Below are 21,808 nucleotides of genomic sequence, written 5' to 3' on the forward strand. Positions count from 1 at the left end.
AGAATGCAGTTCAATTCTTCCTAACGGATTGTTAGTTGAACCAATCGGGCGTTTAAGGGCAGTTTACCTCCTAACTATCCCTATCGTTTTACCATAATGGAAATCTTACTGCCCGTTAACGCGGGGTAACAGAAAGTCGTGCGGCTTTCTTTTTTGTTTCGGTATAAAGTGCATCGAGCTGAATATGAGCGTAATGACTCGCAATTCTTTCTTTCACAAATTGAAGGCGCTCTTCACCATTTAATGGTAGAAGAAACCTTTCAACTTGTCCACTTCTCTTATTAAGACCACTTCCTCCGTATTCAAGAAGTTCTTCATAGTTGAGAATTGCAGTTTCCATAAGTGAAGTAACTTCTTTTCCTTTACTATGATAAAGACTTTCAATTTCCTCTTTCACTGCATCCCATTTTTGAAAATGGATGGCTAAATGCTCTTTAGAAAATCGCTCCAATTAAATCCCCCTAGCTTTCATCCGTTTTTTTCCCTCTCTACAAATAGAAAGTAGCGGACATTTCTCGCATTCTGGATTTCTTGCTTTACAATGGTAACGGCCAAAAAAAATAATTTGATGGTGTGTATTTGTCCAATTATCAAATGGCGTCCATCGCATGATCTTTTCTTCAACAGCTAGCGGAGAATCTTTCCATCTGTTCATTCCTAATCGTTTTGCCACGCGCTCCACATGGGTATCAACTGCGAGTGCAGGAATGCCGAAAGCATTTGATACGACCACATTTGCAGTCTTCCTTCCGACACCTGGAAATGTCATAAGAACATCACGATTTGCAGGGATTTCCCCATTGTATTTATCAATTAGCAGTTGACTTAGTGCTTGAATGTTTTTTGATTTATTGCGAAAGAGGCCGATTGAGCGAATATCATCTTGCAATTCTTCAATATCAACAGCGAGGTAATCTTCCGGTGTTTTATATTTCTTGAATAATTCTGCGGTCACACGATTAACAAGAACATCCGTGCATTGTGCCGATAATAATGTTGCGATTGTCAGTTCAAACGGGTTATCATGCACTAATTCACAATGTGCATCCGGAAACATTTCAGCAAAATTGTCCAAGCAAAATTGCCACTGTTTTTTGGTTAACATTGTATCCCCCTAATCTCTTTCTTCGAGCCAATTATAAAATGGAACTCGCTTTACTTTCACTGTTTTGTCTGTTTCTGTTTGGCGAATACCAACTGTTCTAAATTTCTTTGTTTGCTTTTCGACATCAGCAATCGTCTTAACATTTTTCTTTTTCCATTCAAATAGAATGCGATCGATATAGCGTAAACTGAGTTTTTCTGCGAGTACCGCCTCTTTTAGTGCTGCCCGAATGATTTCAACAGAATGCCCATCGTCATCTAACCACATACCGATCGATTCTGACTCCATTGGTGAAAGAAAACGACCAAATTCTTGTTCGAATAACGAAAAAATTTCTCCCTCTTCGTTTTTCTCGATTTCTTCAATCTCTTCTTTTTCATCAAGGACTATTTTATCCGTTAGACGTTTCCAAAGCGGATATAATGAAAAGGCTTCATGTAATACGCCTTTTTCATCTTCACTTTGACTAATTTTCAAAAAACCGTATTGCATAAGTCTTTGTAAGATAGCTGACACTTCATTTTCCGATAAATTCATGTGCTCAGCAAAATCTGTCGGTGTAGGGAATTGATTGCCTGCCGCATTGTATGCGGTCATATGCATAATAAGCATTGCATCTAAATCTTGAATCCCTAGGCGTTTATAATTGTGAAAAAAAAGCTGGGAAATGGTGACATTCCCCTGCTCAATCCAAATTTGGAGTCGATCGTCTTGCATGGCTCGAACCCCTTTCTATTTAAGTGAATATTTATGGCGTATTTATGGGTATAATCTATTTAAAAGACGTGGGAAAGCTGTTGTTTCACGAATATGGCTAGTACCTGAAATCCACGCAACTGTTCTTTCTAGTCCAAGACCAAATCCGGAGTGTGGCACTGCACCGTATTTACTAAGTTCAAGATACCATTCGTACGCCTCTTCATCTAGATTATGCTCTTTAATACGTTTTTTCATGAGTTCGTAATCATAAATTCTTTCCGAACCACCTATGATTTCTCCGTATCCTTCAGGTGCAATCATATCCGCACATAATACGACATCATCACGGTCTGGGTGCGGTTGCATGTAGAATGGTTTAATCCCGATCGGGTAATGTGTGATGAAAACAGGCATGTCATAGCTTTCTGCAATTGCCGTCTCATGAGGTGCGCCGAAATCGTCTCCCCATTCAATATCATCAAAACCATTTTCATGTAGAAAAGTAATTGCATCGTCATACGTAATACGTGGGAACGGTGCTTGAATATTTTCTAGTTTACTTGTATCGCGCTCTAGACGCTCTAGTTCTAGTGGACAGTTTTGTAATACAGATTGCACAATATGTGTCACATATTGCTCTTGAACTTCAAGGCTCTCTGCATGTTCGACGAATGCCATTTCTGGTTCAATCATCCAAAACTCGATTAAGTGACGACGTGTACTTGATTTTTCAGCGCGGAATGTTGGCCCGAAAGAAAATACTTTTCCAAGTGCCATAGCTGCAGCTTCCATGTACAGTTGTCCAGATTGTGATAAATAAGCATTTTCATCAAAGTATTTCGTTTCAAATAGTTCAGAAGTTCCTTCTGGAGAAGAACCAGTTAGGATTGGTGGATCTACTTTAACAAAGCCGTTCATATGGAAAAACTCATAAGTCGCTCGAATGATTTCATCACGTATTTTTAAAATTGCATGTTGTTTTCTAGAGCGAATCCATAAATGGCGATTATCCATCAAAAACTCAGTACCATGGTTTTTCGGTGTTATAGGATAATCCACGGATGCACTAATCAATTCTACTTTACTCACTTGAAGCTCGAATCCAAAAGATGATCGTTCATCAACGACAACTTCACCAGTCACATAGAGCGAACTTTCCTGTGTAATTGCTCTAGCTTTTGCAAAGATTTCTTCGCCTACGACTTCTTTTGTAACGACTCCTTGAACGAATCCAGATCCGTCACGTAACTGTAAAAATGCGAATTTCCCGCTAGATCTTTTATTGGCTAGCCAAGCACCAATTCGTACTGTCTCACCTAAATGGTTTGGCATTTCGTGAATCAAAATTGTTTTCATAAGAACCTCCAAATAATAGTCATATAAGTATTTTTATTCTTTCCAATTCTCTTTGACAAACTTATCTATTCGACTTATTGCTTCTTCTATTAATTCAATAGAAGTGGCATATGAAAGTCGGATTGTATTCGGTGAACCAAAACCTGATCCAGGGATAACTGCTACATTCGCCTCTGTTAGTAGGGCTGTTGCAAAGTCGTCAACATTCTTAAATCCTGTCTTCTCAATGGCTTCAGTTACTTCTGGAAGCAAATAAAACGCACCTTCTGGTTTAAGAACTTTAAAGCCTGGAATTGCTGCTAGCAAAGGATGCACTTGATTCAAACGTGATTCGAATGCTTGACGCATTACTTCTACGGTATCTTGCGGTCCATTATATGCTTCAATGGCAGCGTATTGTGAAGTTGTTGTTGGGTTAGATGTTGAATGGCTCGCTAAGTTCGTCATCGCTGTCACGACTTCTTTATCGCCCGCAATATAGCCAATTCTCCATCCAGTCATTGAATGGGACTTGGACACGCCATTGATGACGAAAGTGCGTTTTTTTGCATCATCCGAAATCTTTGCGATAGAAATATGCTTTTCGTTTCCGTAGACAAGTTTTTCATAAATCTCGTCAGAAACAATCCAAATATTTTTCTCTTCACAGACTGCCGCAATTTCCCGTAATTCATCTTCCGAATAAATCATGCCTGTCGGATTTCCAGGTGAATTAATAATGACTGCTTTCGTCTTATCCGTAATTGCATTTTTAATTTGCGCTGCAGTTACTTTAAATTGAGAAATTGAAGTCGATTCAATATGTACCGGAACCCCACCTGCAAGCTTTACTTGTTCTGGATAACTCACCCAGTATGGGGTCGGAATAATTACTTCATCACCCGGGTCAAGAATAACTTGGAATAATGTATAAAGGACATGCTTTGCACCAATTCCAATCATTATTTCTTGTCGCGTATATGCTAATTGCTGATCTCTTTGTAATTTGTTAATTACTGCATCTTTTAACTCAAGTAAACCACCAGACGGAGTATATTTAGTCTTACCATCTTTCATGGAGTTATTGGCGGCTTCTAAAATATTTTTTGGCGTATTAAAGTCAGGCTCCCCGGCGCCGAGTCCAATTACATCTATGCCGGATTCTTTCATTTGTTTTGCTTTTGCTGTAATCGCCAATGTTGTTGATGGTGTAAGTGTGTTTACTCTGGAAGCCAATTTTTTAATCAACAAGATCTCTCCCTTATAAATTCAAAATTCTTTTCCACCATTGCCCACTTTCAAAAAACACGTAAACATAGTTCAATTTCCCGTTTTCTCCAGTGAAAGCAACTTCCCAAACTGGTTCATTTTCTTCAATTCCTAGTGCTACATGTAATACTTTGACAATGGTATGTTCCTCTGACACTGTCTTAATCGCTTCTTCAGCGGTAATCCCGTCATCAACTTTTAAACTTTCAAATTTCCCATTTTCAGAATCATCAACAAAAACAATGATATCTTCACCTTCGTCACCAACACCGAAAACAGTCATTAATGATTGAGTACCATTGTAAACTTGAACTGATTTGACAGATTCTAATAGTCCTGACTTAGTCGCTGCCATTGCTGCTTCATCGGAAGATACAGCTAATGGTTTGTTCGCATTATAGAATACTGTAATCACAATAACTGCAGTCAATGAAACGAGAAATATGGTAATAAATTTAACCCAATTCAGCATATTCTTTCACGTCCTGTAAATCGTAGAAACGATTTATTTCATTCAAATCTATTATACCAATTTTCGAGGTCATTCACCATAACTTGCAACGGAACTTTTTTCACTGGCACTTGAGGAAGTGATTCTAAAAAATGGGTCCCATATGATTTTGTATCAATGCGACGGTCAAGAATGATGAAAGCGCCTTGATCTGAAGACGAACGAATCAGCCTACCGAATCCTTGTCGTAATCGCATAACGGCTTCTGGCAATGCATATTGAACAAATGGATTTAATCCTCTTTCAGTCAATATGGCCGCACTTGCCCGATAAATAGGATCTTCCGGTGAAGTAAATGGTAGTCGAACGACGACAACTGCTGACAAGGCATCCCCTGGAACGTCAACACCTTCCCAAAAGCTACTCGTTCCAAATAATACAGAACGTTTGAATTGACTAAAGGATTTTAATAGCTTCATCCTACTACCCGGGGTGATGCCTTGTGCGAACAATACATAATCTTCCAGTTGTTGACTTTCTGAAATGAGGTCATATGTTTTTCTTAACATGTCTTGTGATGTGAAAAGTACAAACATTCTCCCACCCGTTGCCATTACTGTACGGATTACTGCATCTGTGACTGCCTCAATATACTCCGTCTGAGGGACTTGATTAATCACAGGCATGTCTTCCACGATAAATATTTCTGCGCCATCATAGAAGTCTTCTGGTGCATTATAAATTATCAACGGGACATCATCGCTTATACCAAGTTTATCAGGAATATACCGCTTATCATTTGGGATAGACATGGTACCCGAAGTCCAGATAATTCCCGTTTGATCCTTTTTAAGTTGTTCGATTAACTGTTGCACCAATGTCGAACTTTCTAATGGACTCTTAACAATTCTCAAACTGCCAGGTAAACTTCGCAAATCTTTTTCCAGCCAAACAGTAAACGTTTTATGATCTTTATCGAGAAAAATTTCAATCCATTCTCCGGCTTTAATTTTTATTTCTCTTACCCAATAGGTCCATTCTGCTAGGTAAGCGACTTCACTTCGTGACATACTATCTTCAAGTTTCGTTAATCGGGCAATAAATGCATCTGCATGATCAATAAAGTTCGACATGGAGCCAGCTACTTTGGTGAAATGTGGTTTCCAATGATCCACTCCGTTGAGTGCGTATGATTTACGATTACCTGATTGGTGTTTACTTATTTTCGGTTCATAATTCGACAACATATTTGCAACATAATCAAATGTTTCTACAAAACGATTGAATGATTGAATTAGTCTTTCTTTTGTAACCGTATTTACAAATCCAAAACGTTCACTTAGTGAAAAAATCCCTTGTAATAATTGGCCTTCAGCTTCAGAACCAACCTGCCCCATGATATATTTCCAATTTGTGTAGGAAAAAACAACCTCATGATGCCGAATTGCGATTTGTCCCATTTGATGCGCTTCATCTACAATTAAACCACTTAAAGATTTGAAATATCGGTTTGAACGGCTACTGTCAGCTAATAACATTGAATGGTTTGTAATAATAAAATTCGAACTTGAAGATTCCTCCACAAGTCTACGATGGTAATCGGCCTGATATTCATCTGATGCCATACGTTCAGATTGTTTTCGAATACGTTCAACAAATAACTGACCGCCGCCGGAAACGTTAAGCTCTTCCAAATCCCCTGTTCTCGTTTCCGTTAACCATACGAGTATTTGCATGATGATAAATGTTTCATCATAAGAATGCTCAGATATTGTTAAAAGCTCTTCAAATTTCCCGAGAGAAATATATTGTTCTCTCCCTTTTAACACTGTTGCCTTCAGTTTTTTCCCCAGTAGTAAATTCAGTTTTTCCAGTTCTTCGTCGACAATTTTATCAGCCAAATAATTCGTATATGTGCTAATGACGACAGGCTTTCCTGTTTCCATTGACCGAATGGCAGCCGGTACTAAATAAGCAATCGATTTCCCGATTCCGGTAGGGACCTCAGTCGTAATTTCTGTTTGCTCATTTAAAGTTTTCCAAACAGTGTCCATAAACCTAAGCTGAGATTCTCTCCGTTCAAATTTGGGGAAAGTTGTTTTTAAGAGCTCAATTTTATCATGATCATCAACTGGATAATCGAATTGACTCATTTCTACTTTTCTACCGCTTTTAATCGTACGATACGGGATGCCACGAAATGTTGAAAACTCCGAAGACATTTTTTTATTTCGCGCTTTTGTTAATGCGTCGTAAAAATGTCCAGCTAGATCAGATTTGAGACGAAAGGATTTCCGATGTAATAATTCGATTGTCGCTGATGGCAATGTTTCAAGTTTATTTTGACAAGCCAGTAACAATTCACTAGTTGCTTCAGCATCATCATCAGCCCGATGCGCAGCAGGTAATGGAATATTTAAGTCTTCCGCAATATCCTGTAATCTATAACTTGCAGATGAAGGGAAAATTATTTTCGATAACTCAACAGTGTCAATTTTCCTTCCAAACCACTCAGCTACACCGCATCGTTTAAACTCATGTTGAAGAAAAGACAAATCGAAATCAGTATTATGCGCAACAAATATGGCATCTTCTAGAAGGTATCGAACTTCTTCAGCAATTTCTTCAAAATAAGGTGCCTTCTTGACATCTTCATCAGTAATATTTGTAAGTTGGCGGATAAATGGCGGAATTTTTTGTCCAGGGTTAACAAACCGAACATACTTTTCAGCAATCTTTCCATTTCTAATAAATACAATTGCAATTTGGATGATGCGGTCCCCTTTGGCAGACGAATGGCCAGTGGTTTCTAAATCAACAACTGCAAACGTTTTTGTTTTCATAAAATCATCAACTTCCTGTTATCAATGCTACTGAAGATTATACCATATTTAGACGTATACTACGTTTACAGCGCCATTCTTCTATGAAAATAAAAACTCACAGAGAAATAATCTTCCCTGTGAGATTTTTATGGATTTTAAACAGACATTCCTGGTGCTTCTTTTATAACTTCTTCAACTTTATTATCTTTATCCATTAACAATACTGTTGGTTGATGTTGTCTTGCCTCTTCATCCGATACATATGCATAAGACAAAATAATGACCACATCTCCGGGTTGAACTAGTCTCGCAGCAGCACCGTTGACACAAATCACGCCACTCCCTGGTTCACCTGCGATAATGTATGTTTCAAAGCGCGCGCCGTTGTTGTTGTTCACAACATGGACTTTTTCATTTGGCAACATTCCAGCTGCATTTAGTAAATCACTATCGATCGTAATACTGCCGACATAACTTAGATTCGCTTCGGTTACAGTCGCTCTGTGTAATTTACTATTCATCATCATTCGAAACATAGTCTTCATCCCTTTGTTGACATAATTATATTATCTATCAATCTGGTTTTTTCAAATTTCACAGCGCAAGCGAGAATTGCTTCATTTGCATCCGATGTATAAGGTGTGAGTGATGGATAAGCCAATAAACTAACGTAATCAATTCTACCTTTGGCCTTTTCGATAATCTGATTTGCAACGATTTGCTCAATCTCTTCTACTGTATTCCCTTGTTGAAATAAGTCGGCACCATTTTTTAAAGCACTGTAGATAAGAGGCGCAGCCACACGTTCTTCTTGCGATAAATTCACATTGCGTGAACTTTTTGCAAGTCCATCTGCTTCACGAATCGTAGGAACACGTTTGATTGTCGTGCCCAAGTTAAAGTCCCGTACAAACGTTTCAATAATAGCCAGTTGTTGTGCATCTTTCATCCCGAAATAAGAGCGCTCAGGGTTCACTATATTAAATAGTTTTAAGACAACTTTTAAGACCCCATCGAAATGTCCTGGTCGTGAAGCGCCACATAATGACGAAGCCTGAGGACCCGGTAAGATCCGTATCCCCCCATTATGCGGATACATTTCATCCTGACTTGGGGTGAATAATAGATCAACCCCTGCTTGCTCAGCAAGTTTCGCATCACGCTCTTGGTTCCTTGGATAAGCTTCAAAGTCTTCACCAGGTCCAAATTGAGCAGGATTGACGAATATACTCATGACAACTATGTCATTTTCCGCTTTAGCATGTTCAACAAGACTAAGATGTCCCTCGTGGAGAAATCCCATTGTTGGCACAAAACCGATAGTTTGACCATTTCTTTTTAGAGCAAAAAGTTCTTCTTGTAATTCCCTAATCGTATTAATTATTTTCATCGTTTACTCACCTTTAGTACTGCCATATAAAGCAGTTAACTCTTCTTCTTTCATAGTAAAACGGTGCTGTTCTGCTGGGAATGATCCATCCTTAACTGCATCTACATAATTAGTCAAACCATCTCTTATTACGCTTCCTGAGTTTACAAACTTCTCAACAAACTTTGGAATATGATGACTTCCATATTGAACGGTATCATGGAATACAAGTACTTGACCATCTGTTTCCGCCCCAGCACCGATCCCAATTACCGGAATTGAAACTGCATCAGACACTTCTTTCGCAAGTTGATAAGGTATGCATTCAAGCACTAACATAAACGCACCCGCCTCTTCACTTGCCTGTGCATCTTTGATTAATTGTTCTGCGGCTTCGGCAGTCTTTCCTTGTACTTTATAACCGCCTACAACACCTGCGTGTTGAGGAAGTAGTCCTAAGTGTGCAATAACTGGAATGCCTGTATTTGTAAGCAGATTCGTCACATTGATAACATCACCCGCACCTTCAAGTTTAAGAGCATTCGCACCTGTTTCCTGAAAAATTCGAATGGCTTCGGTTAGCGTTCTATCATACGACCCTTGATAGGAACCAAATGGCATGTCCACCGCGATAAATGTATCCCTCGCACCGCGCCTTGTTGCTTTTCCGTGATGAATCATATCTTCTACAGTAACGGCGATTGTTGACTCATAACCTAGCACTACCATACCCAAAGAGTCCCCGACTAAAATTAGATCCACTCCAGCTTCTTGCGCTAATTTAGCGGATGGATAATCGTATGCAGTGAGCATCGCAATCTTCTCGTTCTCTTTTTTCATTTTGATAAAATCTGTAGTTGTTTTCATTTTTATTTCTCCTCCCTTTTTTGGAAGGAAACCAAAATAAAAACCCGACTATCCGTAAATGGACAGAAGGGTTGTGTCATCATCAATTGATGGTTTCCTCCGTCCCTGTCTTTGTTAAGATCAAGGCAGAACTTTTTAAAATTACTTTAGTAAAGACTTAAAACTGAAAGGTGCAGTTCAAATTGATACCGCCCATCAAAACAACTATAACAAAAAGAGCTTGTTATGTATACACTTTATGATTGAAAATGAATGTCTGCTGAAAATATTCCTCGAATTGAGCCATCGTCTAATTTCAAATTTAACATGCCCTCTTCAGTAATCCCTAACGCTATGCCTTCAATCGTTTCATTAATCATTACGGCACGAATTCGTTTTCCAACAGTATTTGAATAGCCTTCCCATAATAGCTTAATTGGACTAAAACCATGTGCTACGTAAAGGTTTGTATAATACTCTAGATACTCAAGCGTTTTAGCGATAAGTTTCCCACGATTAACCGTTTTTCCACTAGCGATCTTTAACGAGGTAGCAATTGATGTTAATTCTTCTGGAAAATCATCTTCAGACTGATTGACATTAATGCCAATTCCTAAAATAATTGCCTTAACACGGTCAGGATCTGCTTGTAACTCCGTTAAAATACCAGTTACTTTTTTGCCACCAACTAGTAAATCATTTGGCCATTTTATCGAAGGTTCAATACCTACAACTTCCTCAATGGCTCGTGTTACTGCAACGGCTGCAACTAAAGTCATTTGTGGTGCTTGCTGTGGTGTCAAAGCAGGGCGCGTAATTAGGCTCATCCAAATTCCTTTTCCAACTGCAGAATTCCACGGTCTCGACATTCTCCCTTTGCCGGAGGTTTGTTCCTCAGCTATAACAACTGTCCCATTCGGGGCACCGTTTTGTGCTTCTTCATGTGCGATGAGTTGAGTTGAGAGACAGGATTCACGGTAAATAATTCGTTGTCCAAAGTCCTCACTTGTTAAAAACTTTTTTACATTGGCTTCATTTACACGATCTGGAACTGCAATTAAGTAATAGCCTTTTTTTCGTATTGAACCAATTTCATAACCACTATTTTCAAGGTCTTTCACATACTTCCAAATAGCTGTTCTGGATAAACCAAATTCGTCTGCAATTTCTTGACCAGAAACTGGTTGACCATTCGCTTCAAACAGTCTTTTCAAAAATTCATTTTTCGCTGTTGAACTCATTCATAAACCAGTCCTTTATAGCAGTCAGTGTATTTTGGATTTCCTTATATAACACTGCTAATTCAATTTTTTTCATCCACTCACCTGTCCATGGTCCACCAGGCTGACCAGTCCACTCTAAAAGATGCTTGCCGTTTACAACAAGATCTTGTTGGGATTGGATAGGCAAAGCTATTTTTCTTTTTTCAATTTCTAAATTTGAAAAAGTTTTAGCTTTAGTATTAGTTGCACGAAAAAACTTCTCTGCACATAGTAGCACTTCTAAACGATGCACATAATAATCTCGAATGGAAAAATGTCCCTTATGTCTTTTCGTATAAGCTTCATACACTGAATAGATAAAACTTCGCTCAGTATTTGATAACTTGAAGTTAGCTGCTAACTTAGAAGGTGACATTTCACCAATTGTGGCAAAAAAAGCCCATCCTTCTATAGATGTGTTAAAAGGTAAAGTTCTTTCTAGTTCTTCTACTTTATTTGTATATAAAGATAATTCCTTGCCTATAGGAGAAGAAAATAATGTGTTTAGTGCTTTCGCAGGATTTTTACCGATAAATAGTTTATCAAGTTCTATTTTAATTCGTTCAACCGATACATTGTTGATTTGATGGGCGTTATTATTAATCGCATTTATTGTACTTGCTTCAATATCAAAATCGAGTACAGAAGAAAATCGGATTGCACGTAACATACGAAGTGCATCTTCATGGAAACGCTCGTTAGGATCCCCGACTGCACGAATAATTCGGTCTGTTAAATCTTTATCACCATTAAATAAGTCGATGATTTTTCCGTTCTTATTCATGGCTAATGCATTTATTGTAAAATCTCTTCTCAATAAGTCATCGTGCAATGTTTTTACGAAATGAACTTTATCGGGTCGACGATGATCCGAATAAGTTCCCTCTGTTCGAAAGGTTGTCACTTCAATGGTTTCATGATTAAGGACCACAAGTACCGTCCCATGGGCAATACCGATATCAATTGTATTCGGGAATATCCCCTTTACCTCATCTGGTTCTGCAGAAGTTGCAATATCAATGTCTTTTGCGGTTTTATGTAACAAATAATCTCGAACAGCACCGCCAACAAAAACAGCTTCATAACCCGCTTGTTCAAGTCGATGAATCACTTCATAACTTGCAGGGCTGTTAAAAATATTGGTCATTCGTTTCCCGCCACTTCATAGTAGAGTTCTTCATATTGACTAACGATTCCAGAAGAATGAAACTTGTCCTTCACTGTATTAAAACCGTTTCGCTGAAATTCTGCATGGAGTTCCTCATCTTGAAGAAGCAACAAGCCTTTTTCAACTGCTGCATCGATATCACCATGCGGAACAATGAAGCCGTTCACACCATCTTCAACCACTTCTGGAATTCCCCCAACGTCTGTAGCTATTGAAGGTACACCACAGGCGAGCGCTTCAAGTAATACAAGACCGAAAGCTTCTTTTGTAGATAAATGAAACATAATGTCACTAATTGATAATAGTTGTGCCATGTCTTTACGTTTTCCTGTGAGAATCACTTTATTTTGTAGGCCCATGTCTTTTACAAGTTCTTCAACTTTTTCTTTTTCGGGTCCCTCTCCAACAAGTAATAATTTAGCATCTATCGTTTTCTCTATTTCATAAAAGCTCTTCACAATATCTGGAATATTTTTGACGTCACGGAAGTTCGAAATATGAATAATTACTTTTTCTTCTTCACGAATACCTAAATCCGCCTTCAATGTCCCAGCTTCAACGGGTATATAAGTTTTTTCGTCAATGAAATTATGAATAACATGGATTTCTTTATTTGGATCGATTAAATTTATTGTGTCTTGTTTTAATGATTCAGATACAGCCGTGACGATTGTTGACTTATTGATGCCATAGCGAACTGTATTTCTTAAAGACGGATCATAACCTAGAATGGTTACATCTGTACCGTGAAGTGTTGTAATCACTCCGATAGTAGAATTAGCCATATCTTTACCAAGCGCCGCTGAGACAGCGTGTGGCATTGCATAATGGACGTGCAACAAGTCTAACTCTTCCGATTGAATGACCTGCGCAATACGATTTGCTAGCGCTATGTCATAAGGTGGATATTTGAAAACGGCATACCCTTCAATCGTAACTTCATGAAAATACATATTTGGATGCGTATTTAAAAATCGAAACGGCATACTAGAAGTAATAAAGTGAATCTCATGGCCTTTATTTGCCATCATTATTCCAAGTTCAGTTGCAACGACACCAGAACCACCTAAGGAAGGGTAGCATATGACACCAACTTTTAATTTTTTCATGTTAACCCCCCTTTTTATAAAACTGTTACTCAATAATATGTTCTAAACCGTATATGAGGTTTTCTCTGTCTACGACATTTCGAATAGCCATAATAATTCCCGGCATAAAACAACTACGATCGAAAGAATCGTGTCGAATCGTCAGGAGTTCACCAGTACTGCCCAACATTACCTCTTGGTGTGCCAATAATCCGGGAAGACGAACACTATGTACCCGGATACCGTCGATTGATGCACCTCTTGCTCCAGGGAGGTGTTCTTTCTCATCTGGATGGCCTTGTATATGGGATTTTCTGTACTCTTTAATCATATCTGCAGTTTTTGTTGCAGTTCCTGATGGTGCATCTACTTTTTGGTCATGATGAGATTCGATAATTTCAACATCCCCTAAATAGCGTGAAGCCATTGCAGAAAACTTCATCATGAGTACAGCGCCTATAGAAAAATTAGGCGCTATGATTCCACCAACTTTTTTTTCATCTGCAAATGTAGTTAGTTCTTCAATTTCTTCTAACGATAAGCCAGATGTGCCCACAACCGGACTGATTCCGTAGGATATTGCCTTGTACATATTTTCGTAAACAGTACTCGGTGTTGATAATTCCAATAAAACATCAGGTTTAGTTTCAGCCACTAAGCGATCAAAGGATGTATATACCGGAATCCCACTTGCATCTTCAGAGATACTTTCTTCGTGTATGAAGAGACCTTCTCCTTTATAATCTAATGCTGCAACGATTTCCATATCTTTTATTTCTTTTAGTGCCTTTACTGCGCTCGTTCCCATTCTACCTCTTGCTCCAGCAATCGCGATTCGAATCGTCATATTTATAGCTCCTCCTTTTTAGTCCAACGATTTGCATCACGCACTTTAAATTTGTCTACAACAGTTGTCAAAGCTTTTTCTAAACTAATTCCTTGTGAATTTGCAAAACAGACAAGGACAAAAAATAAATCACCAGTTTCTTCTTCCAAAGAACGGACAGCTTCTCCAGACTTTTTCTTTTTCATCCCGTGTACATGCTGAACTTCCCTTGACAGTTCGCCCAGTTCTTCTGTAAGCCGCGCTAAAAGCTCCATCGGTGGGAAATAGCCTTCTTCAAAACCATTAATATATGTATCGATTTCTTCTTGTAATTCCGATAATGTCTTATGTATCATAACTGTTAACTCTCTCCTATCGTATAAATTTACTTCATGGTTGTCAAAGATATAATTATAGAAGATAATAGGAATATTGTGCTTGCTTGGTTAGCATATAGTTTAATTGAAAAGAAAGGTGGTTATTCCCATGTTTCATGGCGTTAAAATCAAGAATATTGTTCTCATTCTGTTTGGTGCAGCAATTTTCAGTTTTGGCCTTGTACATTTTAATATTCAAAATGAATTAGCAGAAGGCGGATTTACTGGAATCACCCTTATACTTCTCTTTGCTTTCAACTGGGATCCAGCTCTTATGAACTTACTTTTAAATATCCCCATGTTTATCATCGGTTGGAAGCTACTAGGAAGGCTCGTATTTATCTATACAGTTGTTGGGACTGTTGCTGTATCTATCTTTATAAAAATATTTATGATTTATCAAATTGATTTTAACATGCAAGATGACATGGTTCTTGTTGCCTTATTTGCCGGTTTATTTATCGGGGTTGGCCTTGGAATAATATTCAGGTACGGCGGAACAACTGGCGGCGTTGATATTATCGCACGATTAGGACATAAATACCTCGGATGGGGCATGGGAAAAACGATGTTTATGTTTGATGCCATTGTCATTTTACTCTCTTGGGTTGTCTATCTCAATTCGCGCTCAATGATGTATACGCTAGTTGCTGTATTTGTAGGTGCTCGGGTCATTGATTTTGTTCAGGAAGGTGCATATGCTGCAAAAGGTGCTTTAATTATTTCTGGTTATCATAATGAAATTGCAACTAAGATAACTGCTGAAATGGATCGTGGTGTTACTGTCTTAAATGGATATGGACATTTTACCAAGTCAAATCGACAAGTGCTCTACTGCGTTGTAGGTAGAAATGAAATAGCCCGTTTAAAAAATATCATCTCTTCAATTGATGAGCAAGCATTTGTCTCACTAATTGATGTACACGAAGTACTTGGTGAAGGCTTTACGTTAGATGAACAAAAAAGGCCATTAAATCCATAAGTTTTTTAGCAAAAAAAGGTCTATCCCGATACAAAATTGGGACAGACCTTTTTCATACAATTAGTCACGGTTTGTAAAAATTAAGATCAGACGAAGCAATTCAAGTACTGCAACTGCTGCTGCTGCAACATAAGTCATTGCTGCTGCGCTAAGCACTTTCTTTGCATGACCTTCTTCTTCGTTTCTAATGATACCAAGCGTGACGATTTGATCCATAGCTCGGTTAGAAGCATTAAACTCTACAGGTAACGTAACGAGTTGAAAAACAACTCCGACTGCTAAAAGAGCAATCCCAATACCAAGCAAAGAATTCATACTAGAAAAGATCAGACCTATCATAATAAAGACCCAAGAAGCATTTGATGTTAGGCTAGCCACAGGTACTAAGCGATGACGTAGACGTAAGAAAGCGTATGCCTCATTATCTTGAATCGCATGTCCTACTTCGTGAGCAGCGATTGCTGTGCCTGCTACTGAAGCCTCGCGGTAATTATGCGTTGATAGTGCAACGACCTTTGTAACTGGGTTATAATGATCGCTTAGAAAACCTTTAGATTCAACAACTTTCACATTTTGAAGACCATTTTGATCTAATATGAATCGAGCAGCTTCAGCGCCAGTCATTCCAGAAGTTGAACGAATTTTCGAGTATTTTTTGTAAGTACTTTTAACTTTAAATTGTGAATACAATGGCAATATAATGATGATTGCCAAATAAATAAAATACGAACCCATTCCTTCATTCCCTCCTCTTTTATCTCTACCACTATTTTATAGCTTTCCAGCATTCATCGCAACTATTTACTATGAGCGTATAACATTAACTTGTTCGCTTTTTCCAAACAATGTACGCCAGTGCTATACAGCCTAGTGAAAGCCAAAAAGTGAAGTAACCAATTTGATTACTGTATTTCATGAGATTACTGTATATCGGCATTTGTCCAAATACATAATCAATTACATCGTTATGAAGCGTCCAAATTGCAGCAATTACAATGTGGCTTATTCTAAATTTATAAAATGGGATATAAAGAATTGCTTGGAGAGCCATCGCAAAATGTGATCCAATCAGCATCCAACCGACCCAGCCGATAGAGCCTGTTTCGATAAGTGTTAATAGATTCATGACTACAGCCCAAAGTCCATATTTCACAAGTGTGATAAGTGCTAAAGCTTCAATTAACTTAAAGTTACGATTGATTAGCCAGCCAATAATCGCTAATGTGAAAAATAAACTAGCAGTTGGACTATCAGGTACGAAAATCCAATACTTTGGTTCCGTTACTACTAATTGCCACTTATACCAGTCATAACCATAAACAGTTCCGAGTAAATTCACAAAAAGTAATATCCAGAGGAAGGATTTATGTGATAAAACTAACCATATTCTTGATAACAACGTCATCATACACACATCTCTCTATTTTTTTTAGAGGTCAACTGAAGAGAATAACTAATATTTGATTCCTTACTCCCATTTAACAATCTATACAAAAAAGAGTCAGTTACTAACTCTCACATAGAGAGTTAGTTTCCTGACTTTTTTAATATCAATCACTGTTCAATTCAGAGATAAATTGAGATAAGATTTCTAATTCTTCATCAGTTCCATCCCAAAGACCCGGAGCCATCTCACCGTTTTCTGTACCGTTAACTGCAATATCAGCAATATCTTCTGGAGTTAAACCAGTATCTATAAGCGGAAGGCCTAAGCCACCTTCAAATGAATTCCCGTGACAAGTAATACATGATGATTCTGCATAGATTTGATACCCTTCAGAATCCATATCGAATTCAACTTCTTCAACAATCGCACCTTGGCTTGCTTGTAATTCCCAGTTATGGTTATCTACAGCTTCCCAAGTTGTATAAATAAGTGCAGCTACTGCAAGAAGCATGAATGCAGTTGGAAGCGGGCGTTTAAATGGTCTACGTTCTTTTGATGTATCCATAAATGGAACGAGCATTAATGCCCCAATTGCTAGTCCTGGCATAATAATTGCCCCTACAATGTTCCACGGTCCTGATGCGAATTCATATTTCAATAGTTGAAACATTGAAAGAAAATACCAATCCGGTACCGGTGTATACATTGTGTCTGTAGGATCCGCTTGACGTTCAAGCGGTGCAGGATGTGCAAGCGTTAAAACTAAATATCCGATTAAGAAAATCGCACCAATTAACCATTCCTTCAATAAGAAGTTTGGCCAAAATGCCTCTGTTTTTCCTGGATGTTCTGAGTAATCTTTTGGGACGTTCGGCATTTTACCACTTGCCTTAATGCGAGAGTCTCCAACAAATTTCATCCCTTTTCCGCGTTGCATATAAATGTCCCCTCCTTTTTTAAATCGTTACACGCTATATGTAAAAGTCTTAGAAAATTATAGCGGTCCTGAAATACCTTGTCTTCTTATAAATACAAAGTGTGCCGCAAGCAACCCAAGCAAAGCGGCTGGTAGGAAGAATACATGGATCGCGAAAAAGCGTGTTAATGTCTGTGCACCGAGAATTTCAGAATCTCCTGCAAGAAGAATCTTAATTTGTTCACCGATGAATGGGACGGATCCCGCAATTTCAATTCCTACTTTCGTAGCGAACAATGCTTTCATATCCCATGGTAGTAAATAACCTGTGAAACCAAGTCCAAGCATCGTAACAAAGATTAATACGCCTACGATCCAGTTCAGTTCACGAGGTTTTTTGTACGAGCCTGTAAAGAATACACGCAGCGTATGTAGGAACATCATTACAATGACGAGTGAAGCTCCCCAGTGATGCATCCCGCGCACAATTTCACCGAATGCTACTTCGTTTTGAAGATAGTAAACGGATTTCCATGCATTTTCAATATCGGGAGTATAATACATTGTCAGGAACATACCCGACAAAATTTGAATGACAGTAATAAAGAATGTCAATCCTCCAAAACAATAAATGAATGCAGAAAAATGATGTGCAGGGTTTACGTGTTCAGGTACTTCGTGGTCAGCGATATCGCGCCAAATCGGTGTGATATCTAACCGTTCATCAACCCAATCATAAATTTTGTTTAGCACTTCGGTCGTACCCCCTAACAATTTTAAACTAATGTGTTCGGTTGCGTTCCTCCAAGATAAAGTAAACCATCTTTCACCAGTACTTCAAATTCGTCTAGCGGCCCAATAGGCGGAGTTCCTTTGATGTTCGCACCGTTTTTCATATACCGTCCTGCGTGGCACGGACAGAAAAACTCATTTGGATGGCCTTCAGACCCCCAGTTAACAGTACAACCAAGATGCTTACAAACAGGAGAAAGCGCGATAATTTCATCGCCTTCTTTATAAACCCATGCTGTATAGGATACATCTGATTTATACCATGCATCTTTACGATCTTTAATCGTGTAATCCACTCGTACAGGTGTCTCTGTAAGCTCATCCACTTTGTATTGTGTTGGTGTAAAATCTCCTTCGCCAGATTTTTGCAATACAGGATCTACTGCAAAACGAAGCATCGGCATTAGTGCTCCGGAAACCATGAAACCACCGACCCCCATTAGCGAATAACTAAGGAATTGGCGTCTTGATACTCGATTCTTACTCATCATTTCCCTCCTCTAACTTAAAGGTCAGTCCAACGGACAAACTTTTGCTAAATGTAATACTAGGACACTTCTATGATAGCCTAATCACCAAGGAAATTCAATCTAACATTACATAGTAAAAAGTAAATTGTGAACAAATTACGAATTTTATCTATCATAACGAAGAAGTCCATCAATTTGCAAGTGATATGTAAATTGGTAAATAGCGGAATTTGGCAGTCGCAATTAGGAATTCTATTTTAAATTCAATAAAATATTAATATTTTATTTGCTCCATTTTTGGGTTAATAAGGGCAAGACTTGTCTTAACTGGTCTTCTATTACCTTTTGTCTTAACTGCTTGTCCATACTCTCTAATGGAATCGACGGCAACCAAATCACATCTTCAAGTTTACTGGAAGTCCACTTCGAATCAGTAGTTAAATAAAAGACATGTTTAAAGCCCATTAATGCTAAATCGCTTTGCAATGTATCTGCAAAAACATCCAACTCAGTTGATTGTGTATAAGTAAACGGTGGCAGTAACATGATGCGTCCTTTGAATTGAGTTTCAATAAATGTAGATAGATGCATAAGAAATTCAGTTGAAGACGCGTTGCTCTTCATATTTTCTGGATTTGTATCAAGCGCTAAAAGTGGTACAAGAATTGTATCAATATATTCTTTTTGTTGTAAATATGTATCCATGTCATTTGCATTCCAATTCATGACTTAATCCCCCTTTTAAAAAGAGAAAACGACTCCATCAAAATCGATGGAGTCACAAGTTCCCCTTCACTTTCGATTCTTTTAATAAATTTGATAGGGTTAGAAAACGCTCTTTATCATTTGTATCAAGCGCTTCATTAATCCCCTTCATCAAGTTTTCCGTTGTCATTGCTGCAATGCTTTCTTCAACTAACCGTTCAGCTGTTTTTCGATCGATTTCACTCACCTGCAAATACGATGGAAGGAAAGGATTTTCTTCTCGAACACTTGCATATTGCGGACAAGAATGGCTATTTGGAAAATTGAGTTGAATATACATTTTTTCATCTTCATGAAGACGTAAATCATGAAACGATTTTTCCGCATCTGCTGTCATCAAATTCCCTTTATAAAATCGAAATGGAATACTTTCTGATTTCGTTGTAGAAATGATCATAGCTCGCGGGCAATAATGAGCTTCATCTGTAAAGTGGACATTTTGTAAGATTTGCTCATGACTTAGAAGATAATTCAAAATCCATACACATTCACGACGCTTTAATTTGTACCGCTTTAAAAACCACCGGACAAACTCCTTCTTAGTAGCGACAGGAACCATGGCCGTCATATCACACCTCCTCGTCAGTTTGCGCTTCGAGAAATGCTCTCCAATATTGATTATCTGGAAGTAGCGTTACTAGCTGTCTTACTACTTCTACTGCTTCACTACGTTTTCCTTCTTCAATAAGAAATTCAGCATATTTTGAAAGGAAATCAGTATCATCTTCCATACCACTATATGCCATCATAAATGATTCATATGCCTTTTTATATTGTTCAGTTCGTTCATAAGCATATGCTAAAAATGCATGCAATAAGGGTATATCCATATTTTCTTCTTTGGCGAAAGTTAGTAATTCAAATAACTCATTATCTTGCTCACGCTCGTTATACAATGCAGCTAAAGTGATTAATGCGTCAACATACTCAGGATCTAGTGCCAACGCATCCTTAAGGTGCTGCTCAGCTTCTTTAACTTTCCCGAGTTTCAAAGCACACTTTCCAGCAGAGAGCTGAAGTTCTTTATCGTACTCATCTCTAAGGATTCCTTCTTGAAACTTCTGATAGGCTTTGTCATCTTCACCCGCTAATAACAATGCCTGACCAGCCAACATATAAGCGGAATAGTAATCCGGATCAATTTCTATTAACTCATTCAATAACATGATTGCTTTCGTAGCATCGCCAACTTGGTAATACGCGAATCCAGCGCCAAAAAGTGTATCCGGCAACCTTTTATCTTCTAAGAGTTCTTCGTAATATGGGATTGATTGCTCATATGCTGCTCCCGCACTATAACTTTCTGCCAAACGCGAAGTAATCATAACGTCTCCGATTTTGTCAACCTCTTCTTTTAACTCCGAATAAAAACGAGCTGCTTCACCAAATTTCCCTGAGTCTAACAGTAATTCTGCATAAGCAAAACGTATGATAGGCTCATTCGGAAGGAGCGCATAGGCTTCTTTAATTTTACTTAGCGCAGTTTCAGCTAATCCAGTCATCTGATAATAGTCAGCAAGTGCTAATAACGCTTGAACATATTCGTCATCCTTGGGCTTTACTTCCGATAAGAGTAAGAGCGCTGCATCTTCTTGATCTAGTTCAATTAAAATACTGGCACGATCAATTTTCAATTGTGCTTCATCAGGTAAATGATTTAGCAACATCTCATATAAACGATCTGCTTCAGCCATAAACCCATATGATGCCAAAATATTCGCCGCTTCGTAAAGCATTTCAAGGTCAATGGATTTCTCTAAATCACCGATTAAAGTATCAAGTGCCTCAACATCACCTTCTTGGATTAGTCGTTCAATTATTTGTAACTGCTCCATATTTTCACCTGTTCTTTCGCATTGTATACATTCTATTAAGC

24 protein-coding genes are annotated in these 21,808 nt (G+C 38.2%); 1 reads left to right on the top strand and 23 read right to left on the bottom strand.

Annotation, left to right across the window (positions count from 1 at the left end; translation table 11 throughout):
- Positions 1–115: 115 nt before the first annotated feature.
- The 15 genes from AC25Y1_RS07310 to AC25Y1_RS07380 all read right to left on the bottom strand — a co-directional run bounded on the left by AC25Y1_RS07310 (position 116) and on the right by AC25Y1_RS07380 (position 14,599).
- Complete coding sequence (locus AC25Y1_RS07310; RefSeq protein WP_488147301.1) at positions 116–451, bottom strand: YpoC family protein; 336 nt, start codon at positions 449–451, stop codon at positions 116–118.
- Positions 452–1,105 carry an endonuclease III gene (gene nth, locus AC25Y1_RS07315; protein WP_488147302.1) on the bottom strand — a complete coding sequence of 218 codons (654 nt, stop codon included), beginning with the start codon at positions 1,103–1,105 and terminating at the stop codon, positions 452–454.
- 9 nt (positions 1,106–1,114) lie between these two features.
- Positions 1,115–1,822, bottom strand: a complete 708-nt coding sequence (locus tag AC25Y1_RS07320; protein ID WP_488147303.1) for a DnaD domain protein — start codon at positions 1,820–1,822, stop codon at positions 1,115–1,117.
- 42 nt (positions 1,823–1,864) lie between these two features.
- A complete protein-coding gene (gene asnS / locus AC25Y1_RS07325; RefSeq protein ID WP_488147304.1) occupies positions 1,865–3,160 on the bottom strand; it encodes an asparagine--tRNA ligase in 1,296 nt (431 codons plus the stop codon).
- 33 nt (positions 3,161–3,193) lie between these two features.
- The gene (locus AC25Y1_RS07330; protein WP_488147355.1) at positions 3,194–4,384 is read right to left on the bottom strand and encodes a pyridoxal phosphate-dependent aminotransferase; all 1,191 of its coding nucleotides are present in this window, start codon (positions 4,382–4,384) and stop codon (positions 3,194–3,196) included.
- 16 nt (positions 4,385–4,400) lie between these two features.
- Positions 4,401–4,880 (bottom strand): cell wall elongation regulator TseB-like domain-containing protein, encoded by a 480-nt coding sequence (locus AC25Y1_RS07335; RefSeq protein WP_488147305.1) that lies wholly within the window; start codon positions 4,878–4,880, stop codon positions 4,401–4,403.
- Positions 4,881–4,918: 38 nt separating this feature from the next.
- A complete protein-coding gene (dinG, locus tag AC25Y1_RS07340) occupies positions 4,919–7,702 on the bottom strand; it encodes an ATP-dependent DNA helicase DinG (RefSeq protein WP_488147306.1) in 2,784 nt (927 codons plus the stop codon).
- A 137-nt stretch (positions 7,703–7,839) separates the two neighbouring features.
- The gene (panD, locus tag AC25Y1_RS07345; RefSeq protein WP_488147307.1) at positions 7,840–8,220 is read right to left on the bottom strand and encodes an aspartate 1-decarboxylase; all 381 of its coding nucleotides are present in this window, start codon (positions 8,218–8,220) and stop codon (positions 7,840–7,842) included.
- Between the two features lie 5 nt (positions 8,221–8,225).
- Positions 8,226–9,074: a pantoate--beta-alanine ligase gene (panC, locus tag AC25Y1_RS07350; RefSeq protein ID WP_488147308.1), complete on the bottom strand. Its 849-nt coding sequence runs from the start codon at positions 9,072–9,074 to the stop codon at positions 8,226–8,228.
- Between the two features lie 3 nt (positions 9,075–9,077).
- Positions 9,078–9,920 carry a 3-methyl-2-oxobutanoate hydroxymethyltransferase gene (gene panB, locus AC25Y1_RS07355; RefSeq protein ID WP_488147309.1) on the bottom strand — a complete coding sequence of 281 codons (843 nt, stop codon included), beginning with the start codon at positions 9,918–9,920 and terminating at the stop codon, positions 9,078–9,080.
- A 236-nt stretch (positions 9,921–10,156) separates the two neighbouring features.
- On the bottom strand, positions 10,157–11,113 hold the full coding sequence (locus AC25Y1_RS07360; RefSeq protein ID WP_488147310.1) for a biotin--[acetyl-CoA-carboxylase] ligase: 957 nt from the start codon (positions 11,111–11,113) through the stop codon (positions 10,157–10,159).
- Between the two features lie 4 nt (positions 11,114–11,117).
- Positions 11,118–12,308, bottom strand: a complete 1,191-nt coding sequence (locus AC25Y1_RS07365) for a CCA tRNA nucleotidyltransferase (RefSeq protein ID WP_488147311.1) — start codon at positions 12,306–12,308, stop codon at positions 11,118–11,120.
- Complete coding sequence (gene bshA / locus AC25Y1_RS07370; RefSeq protein WP_488147312.1) at positions 12,305–13,438, bottom strand: N-acetyl-alpha-D-glucosaminyl L-malate synthase BshA; 1,134 nt, start codon at positions 13,436–13,438, stop codon at positions 12,305–12,307. The genes AC25Y1_RS07365 and bshA overlap by 4 nt, the downstream gene beginning before the upstream one ends.
- Before the next feature lie 25 nt (positions 13,439–13,463).
- A complete protein-coding gene (gene dapB, locus AC25Y1_RS07375; RefSeq protein WP_488147313.1) occupies positions 13,464–14,264 on the bottom strand; it encodes a 4-hydroxy-tetrahydrodipicolinate reductase in 801 nt (266 codons plus the stop codon).
- Positions 14,265–14,266: 2 nt separating this feature from the next.
- Complete coding sequence (locus AC25Y1_RS07380; protein ID WP_488147314.1) at positions 14,267–14,599, bottom strand: nucleotide pyrophosphohydrolase; 333 nt, start codon at positions 14,597–14,599, stop codon at positions 14,267–14,269.
- Between the two features lie 130 nt (positions 14,600–14,729).
- Between AC25Y1_RS07380 and AC25Y1_RS07385 the strand changes: the two genes are divergently transcribed.
- Complete coding sequence (locus AC25Y1_RS07385; protein ID WP_488147315.1) at positions 14,730–15,602, top strand: YitT family protein; 873 nt, start codon at positions 14,730–14,732, stop codon at positions 15,600–15,602.
- Positions 15,603–15,662: 60 nt separating this feature from the next.
- Here the strand turns inward: AC25Y1_RS07385 and AC25Y1_RS07390 are convergent, their stop codons facing one another.
- The 8 genes from AC25Y1_RS07390 to AC25Y1_RS07425 all read right to left on the bottom strand — a co-directional run bounded on the left by AC25Y1_RS07390 (position 15,663) and on the right by AC25Y1_RS07425 (position 21,767).
- Positions 15,663–16,337 carry a zinc metallopeptidase gene (locus tag AC25Y1_RS07390; protein WP_488147316.1) on the bottom strand — a complete coding sequence of 225 codons (675 nt, stop codon included), beginning with the start codon at positions 16,335–16,337 and terminating at the stop codon, positions 15,663–15,665.
- Between the two features lie 85 nt (positions 16,338–16,422).
- Positions 16,423–17,010, bottom strand: coding sequence for a lipoprotein heptaprenylglyceryl N-acetyltransferase LhaT (gene lhaT / locus AC25Y1_RS07395; protein ID WP_488147317.1), 588 nt, complete (start codon positions 17,008–17,010; stop codon positions 16,423–16,425).
- 142 nt (positions 17,011–17,152) lie between these two features.
- Positions 17,153–17,926, bottom strand: coding sequence for a menaquinol-cytochrome c reductase cytochrome b/c subunit (locus AC25Y1_RS07400; RefSeq protein ID WP_488147318.1), 774 nt, complete (start codon positions 17,924–17,926; stop codon positions 17,153–17,155).
- A 57-nt stretch (positions 17,927–17,983) separates the two neighbouring features.
- Positions 17,984–18,658 (bottom strand): menaquinol-cytochrome c reductase cytochrome b subunit, encoded by a 675-nt coding sequence (gene qcrB, locus AC25Y1_RS07405; protein ID WP_172369389.1) that lies wholly within the window; start codon positions 18,656–18,658, stop codon positions 17,984–17,986.
- Between the two features lie 23 nt (positions 18,659–18,681).
- Positions 18,682–19,185, bottom strand: coding sequence for a QcrA and Rieske domain-containing protein (locus tag AC25Y1_RS07410; RefSeq protein ID WP_488147319.1), 504 nt, complete (start codon positions 19,183–19,185; stop codon positions 18,682–18,684).
- A gap of 264 nt (positions 19,186–19,449) precedes the next feature.
- On the bottom strand, positions 19,450–19,893 hold the full coding sequence (locus AC25Y1_RS07415) for a YpiF family protein (protein ID WP_488147320.1): 444 nt from the start codon (positions 19,891–19,893) through the stop codon (positions 19,450–19,452).
- Between the two features lie 52 nt (positions 19,894–19,945).
- On the bottom strand, positions 19,946–20,500 hold the full coding sequence (locus tag AC25Y1_RS07420) for a ReoY family proteolytic degradation factor (protein WP_488147321.1): 555 nt from the start codon (positions 20,498–20,500) through the stop codon (positions 19,946–19,948).
- Between the two features lies 1 nt (position 20,501).
- Positions 20,502–21,767, bottom strand: a complete 1,266-nt coding sequence (locus AC25Y1_RS07425) for a tetratricopeptide repeat protein (protein ID WP_488147322.1) — start codon at positions 21,765–21,767, stop codon at positions 20,502–20,504.
- Positions 21,768–21,808: the final 41 nt, after the last annotated feature.

It is taken from the genome of Sporosarcina sp. Y1009, from assembly GCF_057669865.1.